Source organism: Allobosea sp. 10L417, from assembly GCF_056395485.1.
This window is the reverse complement of the sequence record NZ_JBFTJP010000005.1, coordinates 132,605-153,983: the sequence shown is the minus strand read 5'-3', so window position 1 is coordinate 153,983 and position 21,379 is coordinate 132,605. Positions and strand designations below refer to the sequence as shown.

Genomic DNA, 21,379 nt, shown 5'->3' with positions numbered 1-21,379 from the left:
GTGCGGCACCGAACGCATCCTGCTCATATCGGGCGGGCCACTGCCAGCAGCGCGGGCGAGAATGGGACGCGGCGCACAGGAGTGAGACGTCGGGCTGATGTTGCCCGCGGAGGTGGAAGCTACCTTGGTCTCACGGCCCGGCAGGGCACCCACCAGAGACGGGCGGATGGAATGAAGGCGGCGGCCGCAGCCGACGACGCGCCCCTCTCGGCGCTCTTCGCCCGAGGGCTCGGGCTGCTGCTGCTTTGGGTGATCCTGATGGGACCGGCGCTCGAGGATTTGCCGGTCGGGCTGGTCGCCAGCGCCTGCGGAGTCTGGGCCAGCACGGCTCTCTGGCCGCCCGGCGGGAAGCTCTCATGGATTGGCCTCGTTGGTTTTCTGGCTCGCTTTCTCCCGCAATCCGTCGTTGCAGGTCTCGACGTGGCGCGGCGCGCCTTTGCACGCGAGCCCGACCTGCAGCCCGGTTTTGCGACCTGTCTCTTCTTGATTCCAGCCGGCCTTGCGCTCGACTCGGCCTGCGCCGTGATGAGCCTGCAACCGGGCAAGCTGCCCGTTTCCGCCGAGCCCGACGGGACGTTGCTGATCCACTGCCTCGATCTGCGCGAGGCCGTGGCCGAGCAGGTCGCCGATGACGAGGCGGCATTCCTGCGCATCCTCGGACCGGGGCGGCACGATGGCTGATTTCCTCACCGGGGCCGCGCTCTTCATCCTGGCCGTGACGGCGATAGCGCTGTTCCGCGTGCTGCGTTCCGGCATCGTTCCCGAGCGCATGATGGCCGTACAGTTGCTGGGGACCGGCGGAGCGGCGGCCCTCCTGCTGCTGGGAACTGCTTCCGGATCGGCGGCGACGAGCGATGTCGCGCTGTTGCTCGCGCTGTTCGCGGCGTTCTCCTGCGTCGCCTTCGTGCTTGGCGCCGACGGGCCGGGCGCCGGTGGGGATTCGTCGAAGGAGCGGCCGTGAGCGGCCTCGCCGACATCGTCACCGTCGTTCTCGTGATGGCGGGAGCGCTGCTCTTTCTCGCCGGCACGCTCGGCTTGCTGCGCTTCCCCGATACGTTGAGCCGGCTGCACGCCATCAGCAAGGCGGACAATCTGGGGCTCGGCTTGATCGTTCTCGGTCTCCTGCCACAGGCGGCGAGCGTCACGGGCGCGCTGAAGCTGATCTGCGTCTGGCTGCTCGCTCAGCTTTCGGCCGCGACGGCGAGCCAGCTGCTCGCGCGCGCCCTCCACCGCGACCGGGCCGAGCCATGACGCTCCTGCTCGATCTCGCGCTCGTCGCCTGGCTGCTGGGACTTGCGGTCTATGTGGTCGCGCAGCCGGATGAACGCAGCGCGATCATCGCCTTCCTCGCCTTCGGGCTCCTGCTCGGGTTGGTTTGGGTCCGGCTCGCGGCGCCGGACGTCGCGCTGACGGAAATCGCCATCGGGGGGGGCGGGACTGGCATCCTGCTGCTGCGAGCGGAAGCGGCGCTGCGCGGCCGCGGCAAGCATGAGGAGGCGATGACGCGCGCCGGCAAGCTCGCCGTGGCCGTGGGCTGCGCCGCGATCTCCGCGGGGCTCGCCTTTGCCGTGCTGACCCTGTCGGCGCCCGCTCCGACGCTGGCGCCGGCCGCTTCGGAGGCGCTGGGGACGACGGGGCTGGGCAACCCCGTCACCGCCGTATTGTTGGCCTATCGCGCGCTCGACACCCTGCTGGAGAAGGTCGTGGTGCTGCTCGCGCTGATCGGGGTCTGGTCCCTGGCGCCTGACGGTGTCTGGGGTGGCGCACCCGAGGTTAAGCCCACCGCCGTTCCGGGGCCGCTGGCCTATCTCGCGCGCATCCTGCCACCCTTCGGAATCGTGATCGGCGTCTACATGTTCTGGGTCGGGGCCGACGCGCCGGGCGGCACCTTCCAGGCCGGCACAGTCCTTGCCGCGATGTGGCTGCTGGTGATGATGGCGGGTCTCCGTCCACCGCCCGATACGGCGCGCCCGCTGCTTCGGCTTGCGCTCACGGGCGGCCCGGCCCTGTTCCTGGCGATCGCCTTTCTCGGCTTCGCTGTTGCCGACGGCTTCCTCGCCTATCCGAAAGGGCTCGCCAAGCCGCTGATCGTCGCGATCGAGGCTGCCCTCACTCTGTCCGTCGCCGCGGCGCTCGCCATGCTGGTGGCCGGCCCGGCCCGAAAGGCGCCCACACGATGACGGCGGCGCTGCAGCCCGGCATTCTGTTCGGCCTGTGCGGCGCTGCGCTCGTCGGCATCGGGCTCTTCGCCATCGTCACGAGCCCCGTCCTGCTGCGGCGGATCGTAGGCTGCAACATTCTCGGCGCGGGCATCTTCCTCGTCTTCGGCGCCGTCGCGCGGCGGGGCGCCGCCGCCGGCTTCGAAGCGGACCCGGTGCCGCAGGCTCTGGTCATCACCGGGATCGTCGTCGCCTTTTCGGCGAGTGCTCTGGCCGTTGCCCTGCTGAAGCGCCTCTCCGAGCTGAATGTGGGCGATCAGGCAGATGCCTCTGCGCCGGCCCAACGGCGGAGCGGGTCATGATGCCGCTCGTCCACACCACTTCGCCGGGTGGCTTCCTGCTGGTCCTGGCCGTGATCCTGCCGGTCTGTGCCGTGCTCGCCATCCTCGCCTGCGGGCCGCGCAGCGCGGCGCGGATCGCAATGACGACGTTTGCGGCCGGGCTCGCCCTTGCCATTGCGATCGCCGTCGAGCTGGCATCGAGCGGCGCGGCCCTGTCCTATGTCGTCGGCTCCTGGCAGCCGCCGCTCGGCATCGCACTGCGGGCCGATGGGCTTTCGGGCGCCATGCTCGTCATGACGGCGCTGGTCGTCGTCACGGTCGGCCTTTTCGCACGAACCCAGCACAAGCTTCATGAGGGCGCAGACGACGGGCGTGCGCAGACGACGTTCTGGCTGATGCTGCTCGCGCTCTGGAGTGCATTGAACGCCGTCTTCGTCGGCGAGGACCTGTTCAACCTCTACGTCGCGCTGGAACTGCTGACCTTCGCAGCGGTGCCGCTCGTCTGCCTCGACGGCCGGGCCGAAACCGTCAAAGCCGCGCTGCGCTACCTCTTGTTCGCGCTGATCGGCTCGCTGCTCTACCTGCTCGGGACCGGGCTGATCTACGGCCAGTACGGCACGCTCGACCTGCTCGCGCTCTCGCGCCTGAGCCGGCAGGATCCGGCGCTCGCGGCGGCACTGGCGCTGATGATCGTCGGCCTCCTGGCCAAGGCGGCGCTGTTCCCGCTGCATCTGTGGCTGCCGCCGGCCCATGCCGGGGCGCCCGCGCCGGCGAGCGCCGTGCTCTCGGCGCTGGTGATCAAGGCCCCGATCTTCCTGATCCTGCGGCTGGTGCTCGATGTGGCCCCGCCGCAATCGGCCGCGATCGCCGGCCAGATGCTGGCCGTCCTTGGCGCGGCCTCGATTCTGTTCTGCAGCGTCATGGCGCTCCGGCAGGCCCGGCTCAAGCTGATGATCGCCTATTCGACGGTCGCGCAGATCGGCTATCTCTTCATCGTCTTTCCACTGGCGGCCGGCAGCGCCGAGCTGCCGCCCTGGGGAACGATCGCCTGGACCGGCGGCGCGCTCCAGCTCATCTCTCACGCGCTGGCGAAGGCGGCGATGTTCCTTGCGGCCGGCGTCATCGCCGAGGCCTACGGCCATGACCGCATTGCGGATCTCGGCGGCTTCGGCCGCGTGCTGCCGCTCAGCGCGGCGGCCTTCGGCCTCGCCGGGCTGTCGCTGATGGGCATTCCGCCAAGCGGCGGCTTCGTCGCCAAATGCCTGTTGCTGACGGCGGCGGTCATTCAGGGCAATCCCTGGCTGGCCGCGACCATTCTGGCCGGCGGGCTTCTCGCTGGCGGCTACGTCTTCCGCGTGATCGACAAGGCACTCGCCGTCCCCGCCGTTCCCGTCGCGCCGCGACGCAAAGTGCCGCGCCGGCTCGAAATCGCGGCGCTGACACTGGCCGTGGCCGCCGTTCTGCTCGGATTCGTGCCGCTGCGCCCCTTCGGCTTCCTGCAGATCGGCCGCGACGGCCTCGCCACGGCGTTGGCGCCATGACTGCCGCCGGTCTCCTCCTAGCTTCGGCCCTGCTCGTGCCGCTCCTGCTTGCCGCGTGCTGCCTGTCGGCCTGGTTCCGGGCGAGGGTGCTGGCCGTGCTCGTGATTGCCCCGCTCCCCGCGCTTGCGGGGGCCATCTTCGTGCCTGAAGGCCGCTTCGCCTTTTTCCCGGCGCCGTTCCGGCTGACGCTCGTGCTCGACCAGCCCGGCGCGATCCTGCTCGGGGGAGCAGCGCTGCTCTGGAGCGCGGCCGGTGCCTACGCCGCCTCGCAGATGGCACGAGATCGGGCTGCGCCGCGCTTCGCGATCTGGTGGCTGTTGACGCTCGCAGGCAGCCTCGGCCTGTTCATCGTCGGCGATGTCGTGAACTTCTATCTGCTGTTCACGCTGGCGAGCCTCGCGGCCTATGGCCTGATCATCCATGAGCAGAGCGCTGCCGCACACCGGGCCGGCGTCATCTATGTCGTGCTGGCGCTGCTGGCGGAGGCGTTCCTGCTGATCGCGCTGGTGATGCTGGCGGCAGGCCATCCCGACGCCAACCCGCAGATCCGCAGCGTCGTCGCCGATCTCTCGGCCAATCCGATGCGGGACGGCATCGTCGCGCTGTTCGTCCTCGGCTTCGCGCTGAAGATGGGGCTGGTGCCGCTGCATGTCTGGCTACCGCTGGCGCATCCGGCGGCGCCGACCCCGGCCTCGGCGGTGCTGAGCGGCGTCGTGGTCAAGGCCGGCGTGATCGGGCTGATCCGCTTCCTGCCCTTCGAGGCCGGGATGCCGTTCGCGGGTGCCGTCCTGATCGGCGCGGGCCTCGTCACAGCCTATTACGGTGCCATGCTCGGCATCACCCAGCGGCGCGCCAAGACGGTGCTGGCCTATTCCACCGTGAGCCAGATGGGGCTGCTCGCCGTGCTGCTCGGCATCGGCCTCGACACGGCCGACCCGGCCGCCACCCATCTGACGGCCTACTACGCCGTCCACCACACACTGGTGAAGGGCGCGCTCTTTCTCGGCATCGGCATCCTCGCCGCAACCGGCGGGCGTCGGCTGACGCCTGTTCTGCTGCTGACGGCCGTGCTGGCGCTGAGCCTCGGCGGCCTGCCGCTGACCAGCGGGGCGCTGGCCAAGCTCGCGACCAAGCCGATGCTCGGCTATGGCTGGCTCGCCGGCGCGATGACGCTCGCCGCCGCGGGCAGCACCGCGCTGATGGTGCATTTCCTGCTGATCCTCCGCCGCGACACGCTCGACAACCCTGTCGGATCGCCGCCGCTCGGGCAGCTCCTGCCCTGGCTCGTCGTGCTGGCCGCCTCGCTCGTCATCCCCTGGTCGCTCTATCCGGCCGTGTCCGGCGAACCCATCGCCAGCCTGCTCGAGCCCGAGGCGCTCTGGAAGGTGAGCTGGCCGATGCTGCTGGGCGCGGCGGTGATGCTCTTCGTCGACCGCTGGCCGCAACGCCTGGGCAGGATTCCGGAGGGAGACATCGTCGTCCTCGCGCAAAAGGGCGGCCCGTTGGTTCGTGGCATCTCGAACCGCATCGGAGAAATCGATGTGCATCTCCGGCGCTGGCCCGCAGCCGGGTTGGGGCTGATCGCCCTTGCCATCCTGCTCGGCGGCGCTTTGATGCTCAGGACCTGACGAAGGCCTGCAGGAGACCGCCGCGTGACACCGATCGAAAGTACCGCCGTCGTCACCGTGGCTGCGATCGTGCTGTTCACCTGGAACAGGCTTCCGGTCGTCGTGGTCGCGATCGGGGCGGCGCTGGCGCTCTGGGCCACGGGCGTGGTGACGCTCGAGCAGGCTTTCGCCGGCTTCGGCGACCGCGCCGCACTCTTCGTCGCCAGCCTCTTCATCATCAGCGCGGCGCTGGACAAGACCGGCGTGACCGCCTGGGCGGGGCAATATCTGATCGCCAAGGCTGGCAGCGATGGGCAGACGCGTCTGCTGATCATCATCATGGTCGCGGCCGGCTGTCTCAGCGCGCTCATCAGCGGCAGCGGCTCGGTCGCAGCCCTCATGCCGGTGGCGGTCATGGCCGCGGTGCGGCTGCGCCAGTCGCCGGCCCAGCTCCTGATGCCGCTCGCCTTCGCCTCCCATGCCGGCTCCAACCTGCTGCTGACCGGAGCGCCCAAGAACATCCTGGTGTCCGAGGCGCTGGAGGATGCCGGCCTGCAGGGATTCGCTTTTGCCGAGTTCGCGCTCGTCGGCCTGCCGCTGCTGGCGGGCACGATGGCGATCATCCTGCTGCTGGGCAAGCGCCTGCTGCCGCAGCAGAGCAGCGCGCGGCTGCCGGCCGATTTTAGCCGGCACGCTCAGACTCTCGTTGAGCATTATGGGTTAAGCGACGGGATTTTCAGGCTGCGCGTGCGCTCGACCTCCTCCTATATCGGTGTCAGCCCGCTCGAGGTCGATCTCAACGCGGACGGGCGGCTCAGCCTGATGGCCGTGCAGGCGGGAGCTTCCGGCATACCGTTGCGGGCGCCGGCCATTTCCGAGGGGGACTATCTCCTCGTGCGCGGCGATGCGGAGGCCGTCGCGACGCTGGCAGCCGACAAGCATCTCGCCCTGCGCGACGACCCTGCTCAGAAAGGCTTGTTCAGCCGCCGCTCGGGGCTGGCGGAGGTGGTGATTCCGCCGCGCTCGGCACTGATCGGCCGTGCGCTCTTTCCAGGAATGGTGACGGATAGTGGCGATCTCGTCGTGCTGGCCGTCCAGCGCGCGGGGGTCGATCTGGAGCCGGGCGATGCTCTCTTGGCCGGCGATACGCTGCTGCTCGAAGGCAGTTGGGAAGCGCTCGATCTCCAGCTCGACGATCCCGACGTGCTCGTCGTCAACTCGCCCGACCTCGTCCGGCGCCAGGCCGTGCCGATGGGCGCGGGCGCCGGAGTGGCGCTGGCGGTGTTGACCTGCCTCGTCGCCGCGCTCGCGACGGGTATCCTGCCGCCGGCCGTCGCCGGGCTGCTCGGTGCCGGGGCCCTTATCGCCGCCGGCATCATGACCGTCGAGCAGGCTTACCGTGCGATCAACTGGACGACGGTGATCCTGATCGCGGCGATGATGCCGCTCTCCACAGCGATGGTGCAGTCGGGCGCGGCCAAGGTCGTGGCCGACCATCTCGTGGCTCTGACGGGCGGGGCAGGGCCTATCGTCTTCCTCGCCGGTCTCTTCGTGCTGACGGCGAGCCTCGGCCAGGTCATGAGCAACACCGCGACGACGATGCTGGTCATTCCGATCGCAATGGCCGCCGCCGCCGGCATGGGCGTATCGCCGCGGCCGGTGCTGATGAGCCTGTGCGTCGCCGGCTCGGCCTCGTTCCTGACGCCGATCGCGACGGCGACCAACATGATGGTCATGGGGCCGGGCGGCTACAGCTTCAACAGCTACTGGAAGCTCGGCACACCGCTGATGCTCTGGTTCTTCGTAATGGCGGTCTTTTACGTACCGCTGATCTGGCGGTTCTGAAGGGTTGCCGGCGCCTCGGCCTCAGGCCGAAGGCCCTTCGAAGCGCTTCCAGCTCCAGAGGGCGACGAGCACGATCAGGGACCCGACGAAGGCGGCGATCACATCCCTGAGCGAAATCGCGATGTTGTCGAGACCCGGCAGGATCTGAAACCAGCGGAAGAGGAGGCCGCCGACCACGGCGCCCGCCAGACCCACGGCGAGATTCCGCAGGAGGCCGAAGCCGCGCTTGTCCCATTTGATCGTGAGGCCGGCGAGGCCGCCGCCGATCACCCCGATGATGATCCAGACAATCACATGATCGAGCGTCTGCATGTTTCCCCCAAGTCGCGATCGATGGCGGGACGACCTTCGCTCTGGCCGCCCGCAGAAACAATGCTAGAGCATCGCCGCACGTCCTCGATACGCGGAAATGCTCTAGTTCTTTGTTTTACGGCATTTTCTTTACGCGAAGCGATACCCGCTAGGCTCGAAACGCTCTAGAACGAGACCCAGTGGCACCGGCGAACAGGCCTTCCCCACCGATCCCAATGGGTCCGGCAAACCCGCCGACGGCGGCGATAATGGCGGTGCCAGTGCCGATAGTGATGCCGGCGGTGGACGGGGTGGCCCCTGCGATTCTGGGACCAGTCGATCGGTGTCCCGTCCGGCAGCCTGAGTTCCTGATCCGGCGATGGCGTCGGCTGCCGCGGCGCCGCTTCGGCCTCGCGGGCCGGCAGGGCCAGGGCGGAGCCCGTTGCAAGGGCAAGCAATCCGAGCAGAAATGAACGTCGTTCCATGGGATACGCTCCAGACTGGCTTCGGAAATGGCAATGTAGGGCGTCCGAAGAGCGGGGCCAACATCTTCGGCACCTTGCAGGGCCGCTTTCAAACCATGTCGTTACCGGAACATCTTGGTCAGGATCGCCGCGGCATGCCGCAGTGCGACGTCGCCGGTGCCGAAATGGAGCGAGAAGCCCAGCACCGCAGCGGCGACGGAAACGAAACCAGCCCCGCAGGATGACGGCACGCGCGAAGGCAGCAGGGCGACCATGTCCGAGCCGTGCAGCCGTGTCTGGACCATCTGGAAATTCGGCACGACGAAGCCGACGCGCCGCGTCAGGCCGCGGCTGACGAGTTTCGCCTCGGGAGCGATGGATCGCGGAAACGCCTGCACCCCGCCAGAAAGTCGCTGAGTCACGGCCGCGCGACGACGAGGCGCAGCGAACCTTCGAAGCTCGGCTGGCTGCGCAGGAAGCCGTAGCACGAATCCCAGGCTCCGGATTCGAGGTCGCCCTGCAGATGGGCAATCGAGGCGGCGCTCTCGGCTTCGCTGACGAAGCTCCAGGCTGAGCAGGCCGAACGAGCGCCCGGCTCCAGGAAGAGTTCCGGCCGGCCGTAATAGGCCTCGTTGAAGCCGTCGCGGCAGGCGAGGGGGATCGGCACCGCGACGATCTCGACATCGCCGCCCAGGACCTTGCCGATATGGCCGAGCGAGGGATAGCGCCGCGCCTCCGTCGCCAGAACCTTGGGGGCATAGTGGTTGAGCCAGAAAGCCTCGACCAGCTCCGGGTCGCAGGAGAGGATGACGACGGGGCCGCGGGTCACGCGGCGCATCTCGCGCAGGCCGGCATCGAGATCCTGCCATTGATGCACGGTGAAGGTCGCCATGCTCGCGTCGAAGGCTTTGTCGGGAAAGGGCAGATTCGCGGCTGTCGCATCGATCGCCACGGCAATATCGGCCGGCCGCTGCGCCCGCATCGAGGCGGAAGGCTCGACCGCCGTGACGTCGCGGTTGCGCGGCTCATAGGAGCCTGCGCCGGCCCCGACATTGAGGATGCGACCGGCCGGGCCGAGCGCGCTCTCGATCAGCGCGGCGATAGCCGGCTCCGGTTGCCGATAGGAGGCATAGCCCTGGCCGATCCGGCCGTAATCGGCATCTCCCGCGCTGCCATCGGCGCGGCGCAGGCTGGTGGCGGCATTGAGGTCAGTGGTCATTCAGGGCCTCCGAGGCCATGGATTGCCAGAACGGCAGGATATGGTCCCGCGTCAGCAGGGCGGTCGCAATGCGCAGCCGCCGGGTCGTCCCGATCAAAGGTCGATTCCCTTTCAGATGGCGCGGGGGAGGATTGCCATGACGCGCGCTCCTTCGGAAAGGGCTTTGGCGCCGGCCTGTCGATGGTGGTAGGACAGCCATCGGACTTCAAAGCCCTTCAGCGAGACGCAGGACCATGTTCGAGGCACAGCGCATCGACACGACCGACAAGGCCGCATTCTATGACGAGCTGACGACGCAGCTCGAAGCCCTGCTCACCGGGGAGAGCGACCCGATCGCCAACGCGGCCAACACCTCGGCGCTGCTCTACCAGATGATGCCGGAGCTGAACTGGGCCGGTTTCTATCTGATGCGGAACGGGGAACTCGTACTCGGGCCCTTCCAGGGCAAGCCGGCCTGCGTGCGTATTCCCGTCGGGAAGGGCGTCTGCGGAGCCGCAGTCGAGCGCCGTGCCTCGGTTCTCGTCGAGGATGTCCATGCTTTTCCCGGCCATATCGCCTGCGATTCGGCCTCCCGCTCGGAGCTTGTCGTCCCGCTGATCGGCCGTGACGGCGTCATCGGCGTCATCGATCTCGACAGCCCCTCGGTCGCGCGTTTCGACGCCGCCGATCAGGCCGGGATCGAGCGCATCGCCGCGATCTATCTTGCCGCCTGCGGCGAGGGCGCCCGTCTCGCCAAAGCTTCCTGAGCCGAGCGGTGCCCTCGCTTAGCCTGCGCATCCAGCTCGATCCCGAGGGGCGGATAGGCCCCGGCAAGATCGAGCTGCTCGAGCAGATCGCGGCGCAGGGCTCTATCTCGGCTGCGGGCAGGGCGATGGCGATGTCCTATCGGCGGGCCTGGGAACTGGTCGAGGAGCTGAATACCCTGTTTGGCAAGCCTGTCGTCGAGCGCCAGACCGGCGGCCGCAATGGCGGCGGAGCCCGCGTGACCGATCTCGGTCAGGCCCTGATCACGCGCTTCCGGGCCGTCGAGCAGGCCGCTACCGCAGCCGCAAGCGAACACCTTGCCGCGCTTCAGGCCGAGATCGACCGGCCGACGAATTCCTGAAGCGCAAGCCGGCGCCCGGCCTCGCATCCATCGAAGAACGGATATGCGGAAACGTCCGGGCCGGTTTGGGCGCCGGAAAGACGACTGCGCACAGACACAGCTCTAAGCTGGTCAGCCTTGACATCCGCAGCCTATTCGAACAGGCGTATCGCATATGCAGAATGAGTTCTGCAGGTCTTTTTTGTAATTTTTCTAATGAGGAAGCGGTGGAGTCTAAGTATTCGGAATGATCTCTTGGCACGAAGCCAATGGCCGTGTGCAGAGAGCGCAAACCGGAAGACTCCGAGCCGGCAGCAGCTGGGTAAGCTTACCTCCAGCGAAGACTGGACTTGGTTATGATGCGTGCGTTTCGTCTGGCTCTCGTCGCAGCGGGTCTCTCGGCGCTGTCCGGGCTTGCCGTCCACGCTCAGGAGGCTCCTGCTGCTCAGGTCCAGTCGGCCACCCCGACCAATCCGCTGCCCGCGGTTCCGCCTCAGTTCGGCATCAATCCGCCAAGCACCGCGCATCCGCCGCTGACGACGGAGGCTCCATCGGCGCCCACTGCCGCGCCGGCTGTGGCAGCGGTGCTGCCGCACGACCTGTCGCCCTGGGGCATGTTCATGGCTGCCGACATCGTCGTGAAGGCCGTGATGCTCGGCCTCGCCTTCGCCTCGCTGGTCACCTGGACGATCTGGCTCGCGAAGGCGATGGAACTCGCCGGCGCGAAGGCCGCGGCCGGCCGGGCACTGCGCCGTATCGAGGCGGCGGACAGTCTCGGCGCTGCGGCCAGCGCTGCAGCTTCGAAGAGCGGCAAGCTGCGCGGCGCCGTCGGCGAACTCCTCACGGCCGCGCTCTCCGAGACCCGGCGCTCGGCCGATCTCGGTGAGGACGGCACCAAGGAGCGCGTCGCCATCGCCCTGTCGCGGATCGAGGCCCGTGCCGGCCGCTCCATGGCGCGCGGAACAGGACTGCTCGCGACCATCGGCTCGACGGCACCTTTCGTCGGCCTGTTCGGCACGGTCTGGGGCATCATGAACGCGTTCATCGGCATCAGCCAGGCGAAGACGACCAATCTCGCCGTGGTGGCGCCCGGCATCGCCGAGGCGCTGCTGGCGACCGCGATCGGCCTCGTCGCGGCGATCCCCGCCGTCATCATCTACAACGTTTTCGCCCGTGCGATCACCGGCTATCGCGCCACGCTTTCGGATGCTTCCGGCGAGATCCTGCGTCATCTCTCGCGCGATCTCGAGCGGCGCCATCGCGCCGTCGTGGCCACTCCCCGTTCGGCCTCCTCCTCGGCGGCGGCAGCCGCATCCGCGCTCGTGCCGGTGGAGTGAGCCATGGCCATTTCCCTCAAGGACCCACAGGACGGCGATCTCAACGAAGTCAGTGACATCAACGTCACGCCCTTCATCGACGTGATCCTGGTTCTGCTGATCATCTTCATGGTCGCAGCACCGCTCTCGACCGTCGACGTCGCTGTCGATCTGCCGGTGTCGAATGCGCAGCCGCAGCCCCGGCCGGACACGCCCGTCTTCCTCACCGTCAAGGGCGATCTCTCGCTGGCGTTGGGGAACGACTCCTTGTCCCGCGAGGCGCTGCAGGCCGCGCTCGACCAGCGCACGAACCGGGACCGCGAGCAGCGCGTATTTCTCCGCGCCGACGGCACCGTCGCCTATCGTGAGCTGATGGAGGTGATGAACCTGCTGCGTAACGCCGGCTATCTCAAGATCGCTCTCGTCGGCCTCGAGGATACCGGACAGGGCGCCGCCCCATCGGGGGCCAAGCCATGAGCCTGGAACGCCGCTCCCTGTCGCGCTTTGCCCCGGCCGCGCTGCGCTGGAGCGTGGCGGCGCTCGTCGTCGCGAGTGCCCATGGTACGGCTGGCTGGGTCGCGGCGAACTGGCAGCGCGCCGAGGCTGCGATGGGCTCGCCTCCTGCCGCCGTCATGATCGAGCTTGCGCCGCTCGCCGTCGCGCCCGCTTCGGCACAGCAGGATATCGCGCCGGGGCCGGAGATGGTCGAGGCGCAGCCCGAGCCTGAGCCGCCGACGCCAGAGCCTGTCGAGCAGCCCAAGGAGCCAGAGCCGCCGCCGCCGGAGCCCGAGCCGGTCGCGATTCCGGAACCCGAGATCAAGATTCCAGAACTGCCGCCGCTGCCTGACGCTGCCGCCGTGCTGACGCCACCGCCGAAGGAGCAGCCGAAGCTGCCGGAGGTGAAGCCGAAGCCCAAGCCCAAGCCCAAGCCGAAAGTGGTCGAGCGGCGCAAGCCGGTGAACCCGGACAAGCCGAAGGCGGAGCAGACCACGGCGCCGATCGCACAGGCGCAGGCCGCCCTGCAGGCCGCGGCGCCTGCCTCGGGTGCCTCGACCGCTGCGCCGGCCGCCAATGCCAGCTGGCGGGGCTCGTTGATCGCCCATCTCAACCGCTTCAAGCGCTTCCCGAACGGCGCCAGTCCCGGTACCGTGCAGGTCGCGTTCAGCATTGACCGGGGCGGCCGGGTCCTGTCGGCGCGGCTGGTCCGTGGCTCTGGTGATGCGGCTCTGGACGAGGAGGCGGTCGCAATGATCAGGCGGGCGAGCCCCGTGCCGGCGCCGCCGGACGGGATCGGTGGCAGCGCGATCGCGCTTGCGGTGCCCGTCCGGTTCTCGCGCTGAGGTAGATGGGGAACCCGGACGCCATTTGCGCGTCGTCGCGTTCGCAGCCAGTGCGCAAAGGAGACGCGCCATGGATATCGGAAAGCTCGCAGCCGGCGCTCTTCTGGCGGTCGCCTGCAGCGGCTGCGTAACGGAAGCCGAGCTGCGCGCGGCAGACGAGGCGCGCTGCCACTCATTCGGCTTCCGCACATCGAGCGAAGGCTTTGCGAACTGCCTGCTCCAGCTCGATCTCAATCGCGCCGCGGATCGGCGTGCCCGCTTCGACCGATACGATGCACCGCCCGGTTGGTATTACGGCCGCAATTGGTGGTGAGCTAACCACCTTCCAGACAAGAAAAAAGGGCCACGCCCGAAAGCGCAGCCCAAGTCTAGGGAGGAAACGCCCAAGGAGGGCGACGCAACATCTCTGCTGCGCTGCGCACTAGATAGGAGCGTCACCTCGCTCCCGCAAGAGGAAAAGGACAGCAGCACTGACTTATTTTTCAGCGGCCATTAATCTCTTGATATCAAAAAGTTTTCTTGAAATTTGCGGCGGCGGCGATGAGTTTCTCGGCAGTCCTGCTTCTGCTGCATTGCCGAGACGCTGTTGACAATCGGCCGGTATCGATTTTCATATGCATACAAATGAATCCGCTCCTGCCGCATCGCGTGGCGGGTGGTATCGGCGCGCAACGCGGCCGAAGCGGGCGAGGATAGCCTGATGCAGATCGATCGTCGCAGTTTCATCGCCGGCGTCGCCGCCGTCGGGGCTCCCGGCTTGGTGCGCGCCCAGGGGGCCGGGCCGATCCGCATCGGCGAGATCAACTCCTATACCGCCCAGCCGGCCTTCCTGAAACCCTATCGGCAGGCCTGGGAACTGGCGCAGGAGCAGATCAACGCCGCGGGCGGCGTGCTCGGCCGCAAGCTCGAGACCGTCTTCCGCGACGATGCCGGCAAGCCCGAGGATGCGGTGCGCCACGCCGCCGACCTTGCCACGGCCGAGAAGGTCGACATCATCGCCGGCGGCTTCCTCTCCAATGTCGGCCTGGCGCTCGCCGACTACGCCAACCAGAACAAGCGGCTCTACGTCGCCTCCGAACCGCTGGCCGACGCGCTCGTCTGGTCGAAGGGCAACCGCTACACCTTCCGCTTGCGACCCTCGACCTACATGCAGGCGGCGATGCTGGTGGAGGAGGCGGCGAAGCTCCCGGCGAAGAAATGGGCGATCGTCGCTCCCAACTACGAATACGGCCAGTCGGCCGTGAAATGGTTCAAGGAGCTGCTCCTCAAGGCGCGCCCCGACGTGACCTTCGTCGCCGAGCAGTTTCCGGCGCTCGGCCGGATCGATGCCGGCGCCACCGTCCAGGCGCTGGAAGCCGCGAAGCCCGAGGCGATCTTCAACGTCACCTTCGCGGTCGACCTCGCCAATTTCGTCCGCGCCGGCAATACGCGCGGCCTGTTCGAGGGGCGCCAGGTCGTCTCGATGCTGACCGGCGAGCCCGAATATCTCGACACGCTCGGCGCCGAGACGCCGGAAGGCTGGATCATCACCGGCTATCCCCATGCCGACCTGCAGACGCCGGAGCACGTCAAGTTCCGCGACGCCTACAAGGCGAAGTACAACGACTATCCCCGCCTGGGATCGGTCGTCGGCTACGAGACGGTGCAGGCCATCGCTGCGGCGCTGGCGAAGGCCGGCTCGACGGACAACGAGAAGCTCGTCGACGCCTTCGAGGGGCTGAAGATGACCTCGGCCTTCGGCCCGATCGAGTTCCGCAAGATCGACCACCAATCGACGCTCGGCGCCTATGTCGGCAAGAGCGCGCTCCGGAACGGCAAGGGCGTGATGGTCGACTGGAGCTATCGCGACGGCGCCAAGTACCTGCCGAGCGACGACGAGGTCCGCAAGCTGCGGCCGGCGGTCTGAGGGCGTTGAAAATCAGCGCGTCATGCTCGGGCTTGACCCGAGCATCTCTTGACGCATGAGGCTCCCGAGCCTCTTTCGGCGGACGATTCTCGGGTCTACGCTGCGCTTCGCCCGAGAATGACGGAGCGAAGCGCCGGCATCACCGGATGCCACCACCGCTAAGATCCCCACCGTCTGAGACCTATAGCTTTGCCCGAGACGACATGCTGGATCTCGTCCTCACCCAGACCCTGAACGGCCTGGCTTCGGCGTCGTCGCTCTTCCTGGTGGCGTGCGGGCTGTCGATCATCTTCGGCGTCACGCGCATCGTGAACTTCGCCCATGGCTCGCTCTACATGCTGGGCGGATATCTCGCCTGGACGCTGGTGACTTGGTTCGGCCCGGCTGATCCCTTGGGCTTCTGGGGCGGCGTGATCCTGGCCGTGCTGCTCACCGGCGTCGTCGGCGTGCTGATCGAGGTCACGATCCTCAGGCGGATCTATCAGGCGCCCGAGCTGTTCCAACTGCTCGCGACCTTCGGCGTCGTGCTGATGCTGCAGGACATCGCGCTGGCGACATGGGGCCCCGAGGACAAACTCGGCCCGCGCGCACCGGGTTTCCGCAGTTTCGTCATCCTGTTCGACAACCGTTTCCCGAGCTACGATCTGCTTCTGATCGCGGTCGGCCCGGTCGTGCTCGGCTTGATCTGGCTGCTGTTCCATCGCACACGCTGGGGCGTGCTGATCCGGGCCGCGACTGAAGATCGCGAGATGGTCAGCGCGCTCGGCGTCAACCAGCGCCTGCTCTTCACCTCGGTCTTTGCCTTTGGCGCCGCGCTGGCGGGGCTTGGCGGCGCCCTCCAGCTCCCGCGCGAGGCGATCAACCTGCATATGGATCTGTCGATGATCGCGGAGGCCTTCGTCGTCGTGGTTGTCGGCGGGCTCGGCAGCGTGACCGGAGCCTATCTCGCCGCCGTGCTGATCGGCGTGCTCCACGCCTACGGCATCCTGATTCTCCCCAAGATCACGCTGGTGCTGGTCTTCCTGGTGATGGCGGTGGTGCTGATCGCCAGGCCCCACGGCTTGCTCGGCAAAGCCGGCGCCGAGCCGCGCGGCCATGCCGGCCAGCTCTTCCTGCTGCGCCCGGCCGATGGCGCGGCCAAGCTGTTTGGCACTGTCGCGCTTGCCCTGCTGGTCATCGCGCCGCTCGTCGTGCCCGATCATTTCGTCCTGACGCTGACCGATCTGGTGATCTTCGCGGTCTTCGCCGCCTCGCTGCATCTGCTGATGGGGCCGGGCGGCATCATCTCATTCGGCCATGCCGCCTATTTCGGCCTCGGGGCCTATGGCGCGGCGCTGGCGGTAAAATGGCTGGGCGCATCGATGGAGTCTGCGCTCGTCTTCGCGCCCGTGATGGCCGGCGTCGCCGGGGCGATCTTCGGCTGGTTCTGCGTGCGGCTCTCGGGCGTCTACTTGGCCATGCTGACGCTGGCCTTCGCCCAGATCGCCTGGGCGACAGCCTTCCAATGGGCGGATCTGACCGGCGGCGATAACGGCATTCTCGGCGTTTGGCCCTCGGCGTGGGCAGTCTCGAAGACCGCGTTCTACTATCTCGCACTGACCACCGCCGTGCTTGTGATCCTGACCCTGCGCCTCATCATCTTCGCACCCTTCGGCTACGCCCTGCGCGCCGGCCGCGACAGCCCCTTGCGGGCGGAGGCGATCGGCCTTGATGTCGGGCGCTTGCAATGGGCCGCCTTCGTCATCGCCGCGATCGCGGCTGGCATCGCCGGCGGGCTCTTCGCCTTCTCTAAGGGCTCGGTCTTCCCGACCTATATGGCGATCCCGCGCTCGGTCGACGCGCTGCTGATGGTGTTGCTCGGCGGCGTGCAGACGGTTGCCGGGCCGGTCGTCGGCGCCTTCGCCTATATGGGGCTGAACGAACAGCTCGCGAAGGTGACCGCCTATTGGCGCTTCGGCCTCGGGCTGTCGATCGTGCTGCTGGTGGTCCTGTTCCCGCGCGGCTTGGTGGGCACCTGGCTGTTCTGGCGCGCTAGGCGGGACAGCGCGGCGCAAGCGACCGTGGCGGCATGACCGCACCCATGGCCCCCGTGCTGGAAGCACGCGACCTCGCCCGATCCTTCGGCGGGGTGAAAGCAGTCGATGGGGTGTCCTTCTCGGTCGCGGCCGGGCGGCTGGTCGCGCTGATCGGCCCCAACGGCGCCGGCAAGACGACCTGCTTCAACATGCTGAACGGGCAGCTCAAGCCCGACCGCGGCGAGGTCCTTCTCGCTGGCCAGCCGATCACCGGGCTTGAGCCGCGCAAGATCTGGCGCCTCGGCGTCGGCCGCACCTTCCAGATCACCGCGACCTTCGCCTCGATGACAGTGCGCGAGAACGTCCAGATGGCGCTGATTTCACATGCCGGCGAAAGCTGGCGACTCTTCGGCCGCGCCAACGGGCGCCACAGTGAGGCGGCGGACGCGCTGCTTGATCAGGTCGGCATGATCAAGCAGGCGGAGCGCGCCTGCGGCGTGCTGGCCTATGGCGACCTGAAGCGCGTCGAGCTTGCGGTCGCGCTCGCCAATGCGCCAAAACTCCTGCTGATGGACGAGCCGACCGCCGGCATGGCGCCGCAGGAGCGCATCGCGCTGATGGCGCTCACCGCCCGCATCGCCAGGGAGCGCGGCATCGCCGTGCTGTTCACAGAGCACGACATGGATGTCGTCTTCGCCCATGCCGACCGCGTGCTGGTGCTCGACCGCGGCCGGCTGATCGCAGCCGGGACCAGCGCCGAGGTCCGCAATGACCGCCAAGTGCGCGCCGTCTATCTCGGCTCCGGCGCGACTTCGGGAGGCCACTAATGGCGGCGCTCCTCGAACTCGCCGGCGTCGAGGCCTGGTATGGCCGCGCCAAGATCCTGCACGGCGTCGGCTTTTCGGTGGGACAGGGCGAGGTCGTCGCGCTGATGGGGCGCAACGGCGCCGGCAAGTCGACGACGATGAAGACGGTGATGGGGCTGGTGCCGCAGCCGCAGGGTTCGATCCGCTTCGAAGGCAAGGAGATCGCCGGGCGCGAGCCCTTCGCCATCGCCCGGCTCGGCGTCGGCTATGTGCCGGAAGACCGGCGCGTCTTCTCCGAGCTGACGGTGATGGAGAATCTCGAAGTCGGCCGCCAGCCGGCGCGGGCGGGTGCGCCGCACTGGACGCCGGAGCGGCTTTTCAACCTCTTCCCGAATCTCGGCCGCATGCGCGATCGGCCGGGCGGCGCGATGTCCGGCGGCGAGCGGCAGATGCTGACCATCGCCCGCACGCTGATGGGCAATCCGCGCTTGCTCCTGCTCGACGAACCCTCGGAGGGGTTGGCGCCGGTCATCGTTGAGGCGATGGCGGAGACCATTCGCGTGCTGAAAGGCGAGGGGCTTTCGGTCTTGCTTTCCGAGCAGAACCTGCATTTCGCCGGCAGCATCGCCGACCGCGCCGTCATCATCGAGAAGGGGCTGATCCGCTTCGACGATACGATGGCCGATCTCAAGACCGACGAGGCGGCGCGGAGCCAGTATCTGGCGGTTTGAAGCCGGCGAGCAGGCGCCGCATCACGTCGAGCAGCGGCTCGACCTCCTGCTCCGCCATCGGGTCCAGCGCCGCGATGGTGATCGCCTTGGCGCGCCCGACATATTCCGGCAGCAGCTCGCGGCCGCGCTGGCCGAGCTGCACCAGCACGCGCCGCTTGTCGTCGGGATCGTGCAGGCGCTCAACCAGCCCGCGCTCGGCAAGGCGCGTCACCACGCCCCGGATGGTCGCGGGGTCCATCGCCGTCATGCGGCCGAGCTGATTCTGGGAGATGCGTCCATCGGCGGCGAGGCGGCACAATACCGCGAATTGCGGTGGCGTTGGCCCATCCTGGCCCATCATCTCGAGGAACATCGCGACATAGCGCTGCTGCATCTGCCGCAGCAGGAAGCCGAACTGCTCGTCCAGCACATAGCCGGCGAGATCGACCGGTTCGGGAGTGGCGGAATCAGCCTGACCACTGGCCGAGCGATGATGCCGGCCGAGCCCGTCTTCCGATTCCTCTGTGCGATCCATGCTGGCTCCGGGCGGCGATTCTGCCGGCTGGCCGGCAGGGGTCATTGTCCCGGATCATATGTATTCATTCAATCGCGCAGGCTAGCACAGCCGTCATGCTCGGGCTTGACCCGAGCATCTCATGAAGGAAGGGCGCATCCATCGGTGCGAGATTCTCGGGTCACCGCTGCGCGGCGCCCGAGAATGACGGCAAGCCCGTCGCTATCAGCCCAGCGACATCGTCAGCGGCGGCTTGACCTCGGGCGGCAGCGGCGAGGTGTAGCCTTCCTTGCCGAGGCGCGCCTTGTGATCGGCCTTGGCGGCTTCCATCAGGGCGGGGTCGCTGAGCACGGCGGCGCCGGTCGCAGCCATCGCCTTGGCGACATGGACCATCGCCTTGTGCGCGGCCGGCGACTTGCCCTGCGCCACCACCTGCCAAGTGTGGAACGGCGTGCCCATCGCGACGGTCGGCGCATGGGCCTGCACGGTCGGCACCGCCCAGCTCACATCGCCGATATCGGTCGAGCCGATGGCCGGGTTGCGCTTGGCATCGCGCGGCACGAGGAAGTCGGCGAGCGGCGCGCCGCTATCCGGCATGCCGACGGTGCGCCAGATCGAGGCGATCTCCTGCGGCGAGAGCGTGCCGCGAATCTTCTCGGCATAGGCCTTGTCGGCGTCGTCGAAATGCGGCGCGCCGAGATCCTCCATCACCTTGTGCATGGCTTCTTCGAGCGGCGTGTTGGCGACGAGGTCGGAGACGGCGCTGACGATCCGCATCTCCATCTTGGTTTCCGTCATCAACGCAGCGCCTTCCGCGATCTTCTTCACGCGCTGCACGAGTTCCAACATGCCGCGCAGGTCACGCGCACGGATCGAGTAGCGGACGCGCGCATGGGCCTGCACGACGTTCGGCGCGATGCCGCCAGTGTCGAGCAGCGCGTAGTGGACGCGCGCATCGGACGGCATGTGCTCGCGCATATAGTTCACGCCGACATTCATCAATTCGACGGCGTCGAGCGCCGAGCGGCCGAGATGGGGCGCCGCCGCCGCGTGCGAGGCGCGGCCGGTGAAGACGAAATCGGCGCGGGTATTGGCCAGCGCCAGAGCCGGGGCGACCTCCCAGAAGCTCGACGGGTGCCAGCTGATGGCGACATCGGCGTCGTCGAAGGCGCCGGCGCGGACCATGAAGGCCTTGGCGGCGCCACCTTCCTCGGCCGGGCAGCCATAATAGCGCACGCGGCCGGGAATCTTGTTCTCGGCCAGCCAGTCCTTCATCGCGACGGCAGCGAGCATCGCGGCGGAGCCGAGCAGGTTGTGACCGCAGCCATGGCCATGGCCGTTGGTCTCGATTTCCTTGTGCTCGGCGAGGCCAGCTTCCTGCGAGAGGCCGGGCAGGGCGTCGTATTCGCCGAGGAAGGCGATGACCGGGCCGCCTTCGCCGGCCTCGCCGATCACGGCGGTCGGGATATCCGCGACATTCTCGGTGATCTTGAAGCCCTGGTGCTTCAGCTCGGCGATATGCTCGGCGACCGAGCGCTTCTCGGTGTAGCACACCTCCGGCATGCCCCAGACCCGGTCGCTCAGCGCGATCAGTCGCTCCTTGTTCGCATCGACATGCCGCCAGAGATCGTTTCGATTGTCCATTGTCGTTCCGCCTGGAGAACGCCTGGGCGCTCCCCGTCTTTCGTTGAGAGGCGGATTCCCCGACGGGGCCGATGCAGCCGGGCCGGACCCGCCTCTGGTGGGCAGCGGCATATGAGCAATCTCGGCCGGCGCCGTCCAGACATTCAGCGCATGGCGGAAGAGCGTCTCAGGCTTTGCCCTGCACCGGCGAGGTGGCGGCGAAATCGGCGAGGATCGGGCAATCCGGCCGGTGGTCGCCATGGCAATGCGTCGCAAGGTGCCGCAGCGTGTCGGCCATGGCCTTGAGTTCTGCCGCCTTTTCCTCGAGCTCGCGCACATGCGCCATGGCGAGGTTCTTCACATCGGCGCTGGCCCGGCTCTTGTCGCGCCAGAGCGCGAGCAGTTCGCGCGTCTCCTCCAGCGAGAAGCCGAGATCGCGCGAGCGGCGCACGAAGCGCAACGTATGGACGTCTTCATCGGCATAGACCCGGTATTGCGCGGCTGTTCGGGCCGGCGGTGTGATCAGGCCGATGCTCTCGTAATAGCGGATCATCTTGGCGCTGACGCCGGAGCGGGTCGCGGCTTCGCCGATATTCAT

24 protein-coding genes are annotated in these 21,379 nt (G+C 67.9%); 18 read left to right on the top strand and 6 right to left on the bottom strand.

What is annotated here, in order from left to right:
• Positions 1-171 precede the first annotated feature (171 nt).
• Genes AC1DE3_RS14870 through AC1DE3_RS14835 form a run of 8 tightly spaced genes read left to right on the top strand, consistent with a single transcriptional unit; the run spans position 172 to position 7,493 of the window.
• A complete protein-coding gene (locus tag AC1DE3_RS14870; protein WP_476778389.1) occupies positions 172-681 on the top strand; it encodes a Na+/H+ antiporter subunit E in 510 nt (169 codons plus the stop codon).
• Entirely contained in the window at positions 674-961 is a 288-nt protein-coding gene (locus tag AC1DE3_RS14865) for a monovalent cation/H+ antiporter complex subunit F (RefSeq protein ID WP_476778388.1), read from the top strand. The genes AC1DE3_RS14870 and AC1DE3_RS14865 overlap by 8 nt, the downstream gene beginning before the upstream one ends.
• Positions 958-1,251, top strand: coding sequence for a monovalent cation/H(+) antiporter subunit G (locus tag AC1DE3_RS14860; RefSeq protein WP_476778387.1), 294 nt, complete (start codon positions 958-960; stop codon positions 1,249-1,251). Before AC1DE3_RS14865 ends, AC1DE3_RS14860 begins: the two co-directional genes overlap by 4 nt.
• Positions 1,248-2,180 carry a hydrogenase subunit MbhD domain-containing protein gene (locus AC1DE3_RS14855; RefSeq protein ID WP_476778386.1) on the top strand — a complete coding sequence of 311 codons (933 nt, stop codon included), beginning with the start codon at positions 1,248-1,250 and terminating at the stop codon, positions 2,178-2,180. The genes AC1DE3_RS14860 and AC1DE3_RS14855 overlap by 4 nt, the downstream gene beginning before the upstream one ends.
• On the top strand, positions 2,177-2,521 hold the full coding sequence (locus AC1DE3_RS14850; RefSeq protein ID WP_476778385.1) for an NADH-quinone oxidoreductase subunit K: 345 nt from the start codon (positions 2,177-2,179) through the stop codon (positions 2,519-2,521). Before AC1DE3_RS14855 ends, AC1DE3_RS14850 begins: the two co-directional genes overlap by 4 nt.
• Entirely contained in the window at positions 2,518-4,041 is a 1,524-nt protein-coding gene (locus AC1DE3_RS14845) for a complex I subunit 5 family protein (protein ID WP_476778384.1), read from the top strand. The genes AC1DE3_RS14850 and AC1DE3_RS14845 overlap by 4 nt, the downstream gene beginning before the upstream one ends.
• Positions 4,038-5,669, top strand: coding sequence for a complex I subunit 5 family protein (locus AC1DE3_RS14840; protein ID WP_476852503.1), 1,632 nt, complete (start codon positions 4,038-4,040; stop codon positions 5,667-5,669). The genes AC1DE3_RS14845 and AC1DE3_RS14840 overlap by 4 nt, the downstream gene beginning before the upstream one ends.
• Positions 5,670-5,693: 24 nt before the next feature.
• Positions 5,694-7,493, top strand: coding sequence for an SLC13 family permease (locus AC1DE3_RS14835; RefSeq protein WP_476778382.1), 1,800 nt, complete (start codon positions 5,694-5,696; stop codon positions 7,491-7,493).
• A gap of 21 nt (positions 7,494-7,514) precedes the next feature.
• On the opposite strand, the gene AC1DE3_RS14830 is transcribed toward AC1DE3_RS14835, so the two are convergent.
• The 3 genes from AC1DE3_RS14830 to AC1DE3_RS14820 all read right to left on the bottom strand — a co-directional run bounded on the left by AC1DE3_RS14830 (position 7,515) and on the right by AC1DE3_RS14820 (position 9,467).
• The gene (locus AC1DE3_RS14830; RefSeq protein WP_476778381.1) at positions 7,515-7,805 is read right to left on the bottom strand and encodes a GlsB/YeaQ/YmgE family stress response membrane protein; all 291 of its coding nucleotides are present in this window, start codon (positions 7,803-7,805) and stop codon (positions 7,515-7,517) included.
• 565 nt (positions 7,806-8,370) lie between these two features.
• Complete coding sequence (locus tag AC1DE3_RS14825) at positions 8,371-8,670, bottom strand: hypothetical protein (protein ID WP_476778380.1); 300 nt, start codon at positions 8,668-8,670, stop codon at positions 8,371-8,373.
• Complete coding sequence (locus AC1DE3_RS14820) at positions 8,667-9,467, bottom strand: class I SAM-dependent methyltransferase (RefSeq protein WP_476778379.1); 801 nt, start codon at positions 9,465-9,467, stop codon at positions 8,667-8,669. The genes AC1DE3_RS14825 and AC1DE3_RS14820 overlap by 4 nt, the downstream gene beginning before the upstream one ends.
• A 233-nt stretch (positions 9,468-9,700) precedes the next feature.
• On the opposite strand from AC1DE3_RS14820, the gene AC1DE3_RS14815 reads away from it, so the two are divergent.
• The 10 genes from AC1DE3_RS14815 (at position 9,701) to AC1DE3_RS14770 (ending at position 18,665) form a co-directional block, all read left to right on the top strand.
• A complete protein-coding gene (locus AC1DE3_RS14815; RefSeq protein ID WP_441513251.1) occupies positions 9,701-10,213 on the top strand; it encodes a GAF domain-containing protein in 513 nt (170 codons plus the stop codon).
• An 8-nt stretch (positions 10,214-10,221) separates the two neighbouring features.
• Entirely contained in the window at positions 10,222-10,572 is a 351-nt protein-coding gene (locus tag AC1DE3_RS14810; protein ID WP_476778378.1) for a winged helix-turn-helix domain-containing protein, read from the top strand.
• A 335-nt stretch (positions 10,573-10,907) separates the two neighbouring features.
• A complete protein-coding gene (gene exbB / locus AC1DE3_RS14805; RefSeq protein ID WP_476778377.1) occupies positions 10,908-11,888 on the top strand; it encodes a tonB-system energizer ExbB in 981 nt (326 codons plus the stop codon).
• Between the two features lie 3 nt (positions 11,889-11,891).
• Complete coding sequence (gene exbD, locus AC1DE3_RS14800; RefSeq protein ID WP_476778376.1) at positions 11,892-12,344, top strand: TonB system transport protein ExbD; 453 nt, start codon at positions 11,892-11,894, stop codon at positions 12,342-12,344.
• On the top strand, positions 12,341-13,207 hold the full coding sequence (locus tag AC1DE3_RS14795) for an energy transducer TonB family protein (RefSeq protein ID WP_476778375.1): 867 nt from the start codon (positions 12,341-12,343) through the stop codon (positions 13,205-13,207). Before exbD ends, AC1DE3_RS14795 begins: the two co-directional genes overlap by 4 nt.
• Before the next feature lie 70 nt (positions 13,208-13,277).
• Positions 13,278-13,520: a hypothetical protein gene (locus AC1DE3_RS14790; protein WP_476778374.1), complete on the top strand. Its 243-nt coding sequence runs from the start codon at positions 13,278-13,280 to the stop codon at positions 13,518-13,520.
• 387 nt (positions 13,521-13,907) lie between these two features.
• Positions 13,908-15,113 (top strand): ABC transporter substrate-binding protein, encoded by a 1,206-nt coding sequence (locus AC1DE3_RS14785; protein ID WP_441513257.1) that lies wholly within the window; start codon positions 13,908-13,910, stop codon positions 15,111-15,113.
• 206 nt (positions 15,114-15,319) lie between these two features.
• A complete protein-coding gene (locus AC1DE3_RS14780) occupies positions 15,320-17,185 on the top strand; it encodes an ABC transporter permease (RefSeq protein ID WP_476852547.1) in 1,866 nt (621 codons plus the stop codon).
• A complete protein-coding gene (locus AC1DE3_RS14775; RefSeq protein ID WP_476852502.1) occupies positions 17,182-17,955 on the top strand; it encodes an ABC transporter ATP-binding protein in 774 nt (257 codons plus the stop codon). Before AC1DE3_RS14780 ends, AC1DE3_RS14775 begins: the two co-directional genes overlap by 4 nt.
• A complete protein-coding gene (locus AC1DE3_RS14770) occupies positions 17,955-18,665 on the top strand; it encodes an ABC transporter ATP-binding protein (RefSeq protein ID WP_476852501.1) in 711 nt (236 codons plus the stop codon). Before AC1DE3_RS14775 ends, AC1DE3_RS14770 begins: the two co-directional genes overlap by 1 nt.
• On the opposite strand, the gene AC1DE3_RS14765 is transcribed toward AC1DE3_RS14770, so the two are convergent.
• The 3 genes from AC1DE3_RS14765 to cueR all read right to left on the bottom strand — a co-directional run bounded on the left by AC1DE3_RS14765 (position 18,622) and on the right by cueR (position 21,379).
• Positions 18,622-19,179: a MarR family winged helix-turn-helix transcriptional regulator gene (locus tag AC1DE3_RS14765; RefSeq protein WP_476778370.1), complete on the bottom strand. Its 558-nt coding sequence runs from the start codon at positions 19,177-19,179 to the stop codon at positions 18,622-18,624. The genes AC1DE3_RS14770 and AC1DE3_RS14765 overlap by 44 nt on opposite strands.
• Positions 19,180-19,383: 204 nt before the next feature.
• Positions 19,384-20,802, bottom strand: coding sequence for a M20 family metallopeptidase (locus tag AC1DE3_RS14760; RefSeq protein ID WP_476778369.1), 1,419 nt, complete (start codon positions 20,800-20,802; stop codon positions 19,384-19,386).
• A gap of 166 nt (positions 20,803-20,968) precedes the next feature.
• Positions 20,969-21,379, bottom strand: a complete 411-nt coding sequence (cueR, locus tag AC1DE3_RS14755; RefSeq protein ID WP_476778368.1) for a Cu(I)-responsive transcriptional regulator — start codon at positions 21,377-21,379, stop codon at positions 20,969-20,971.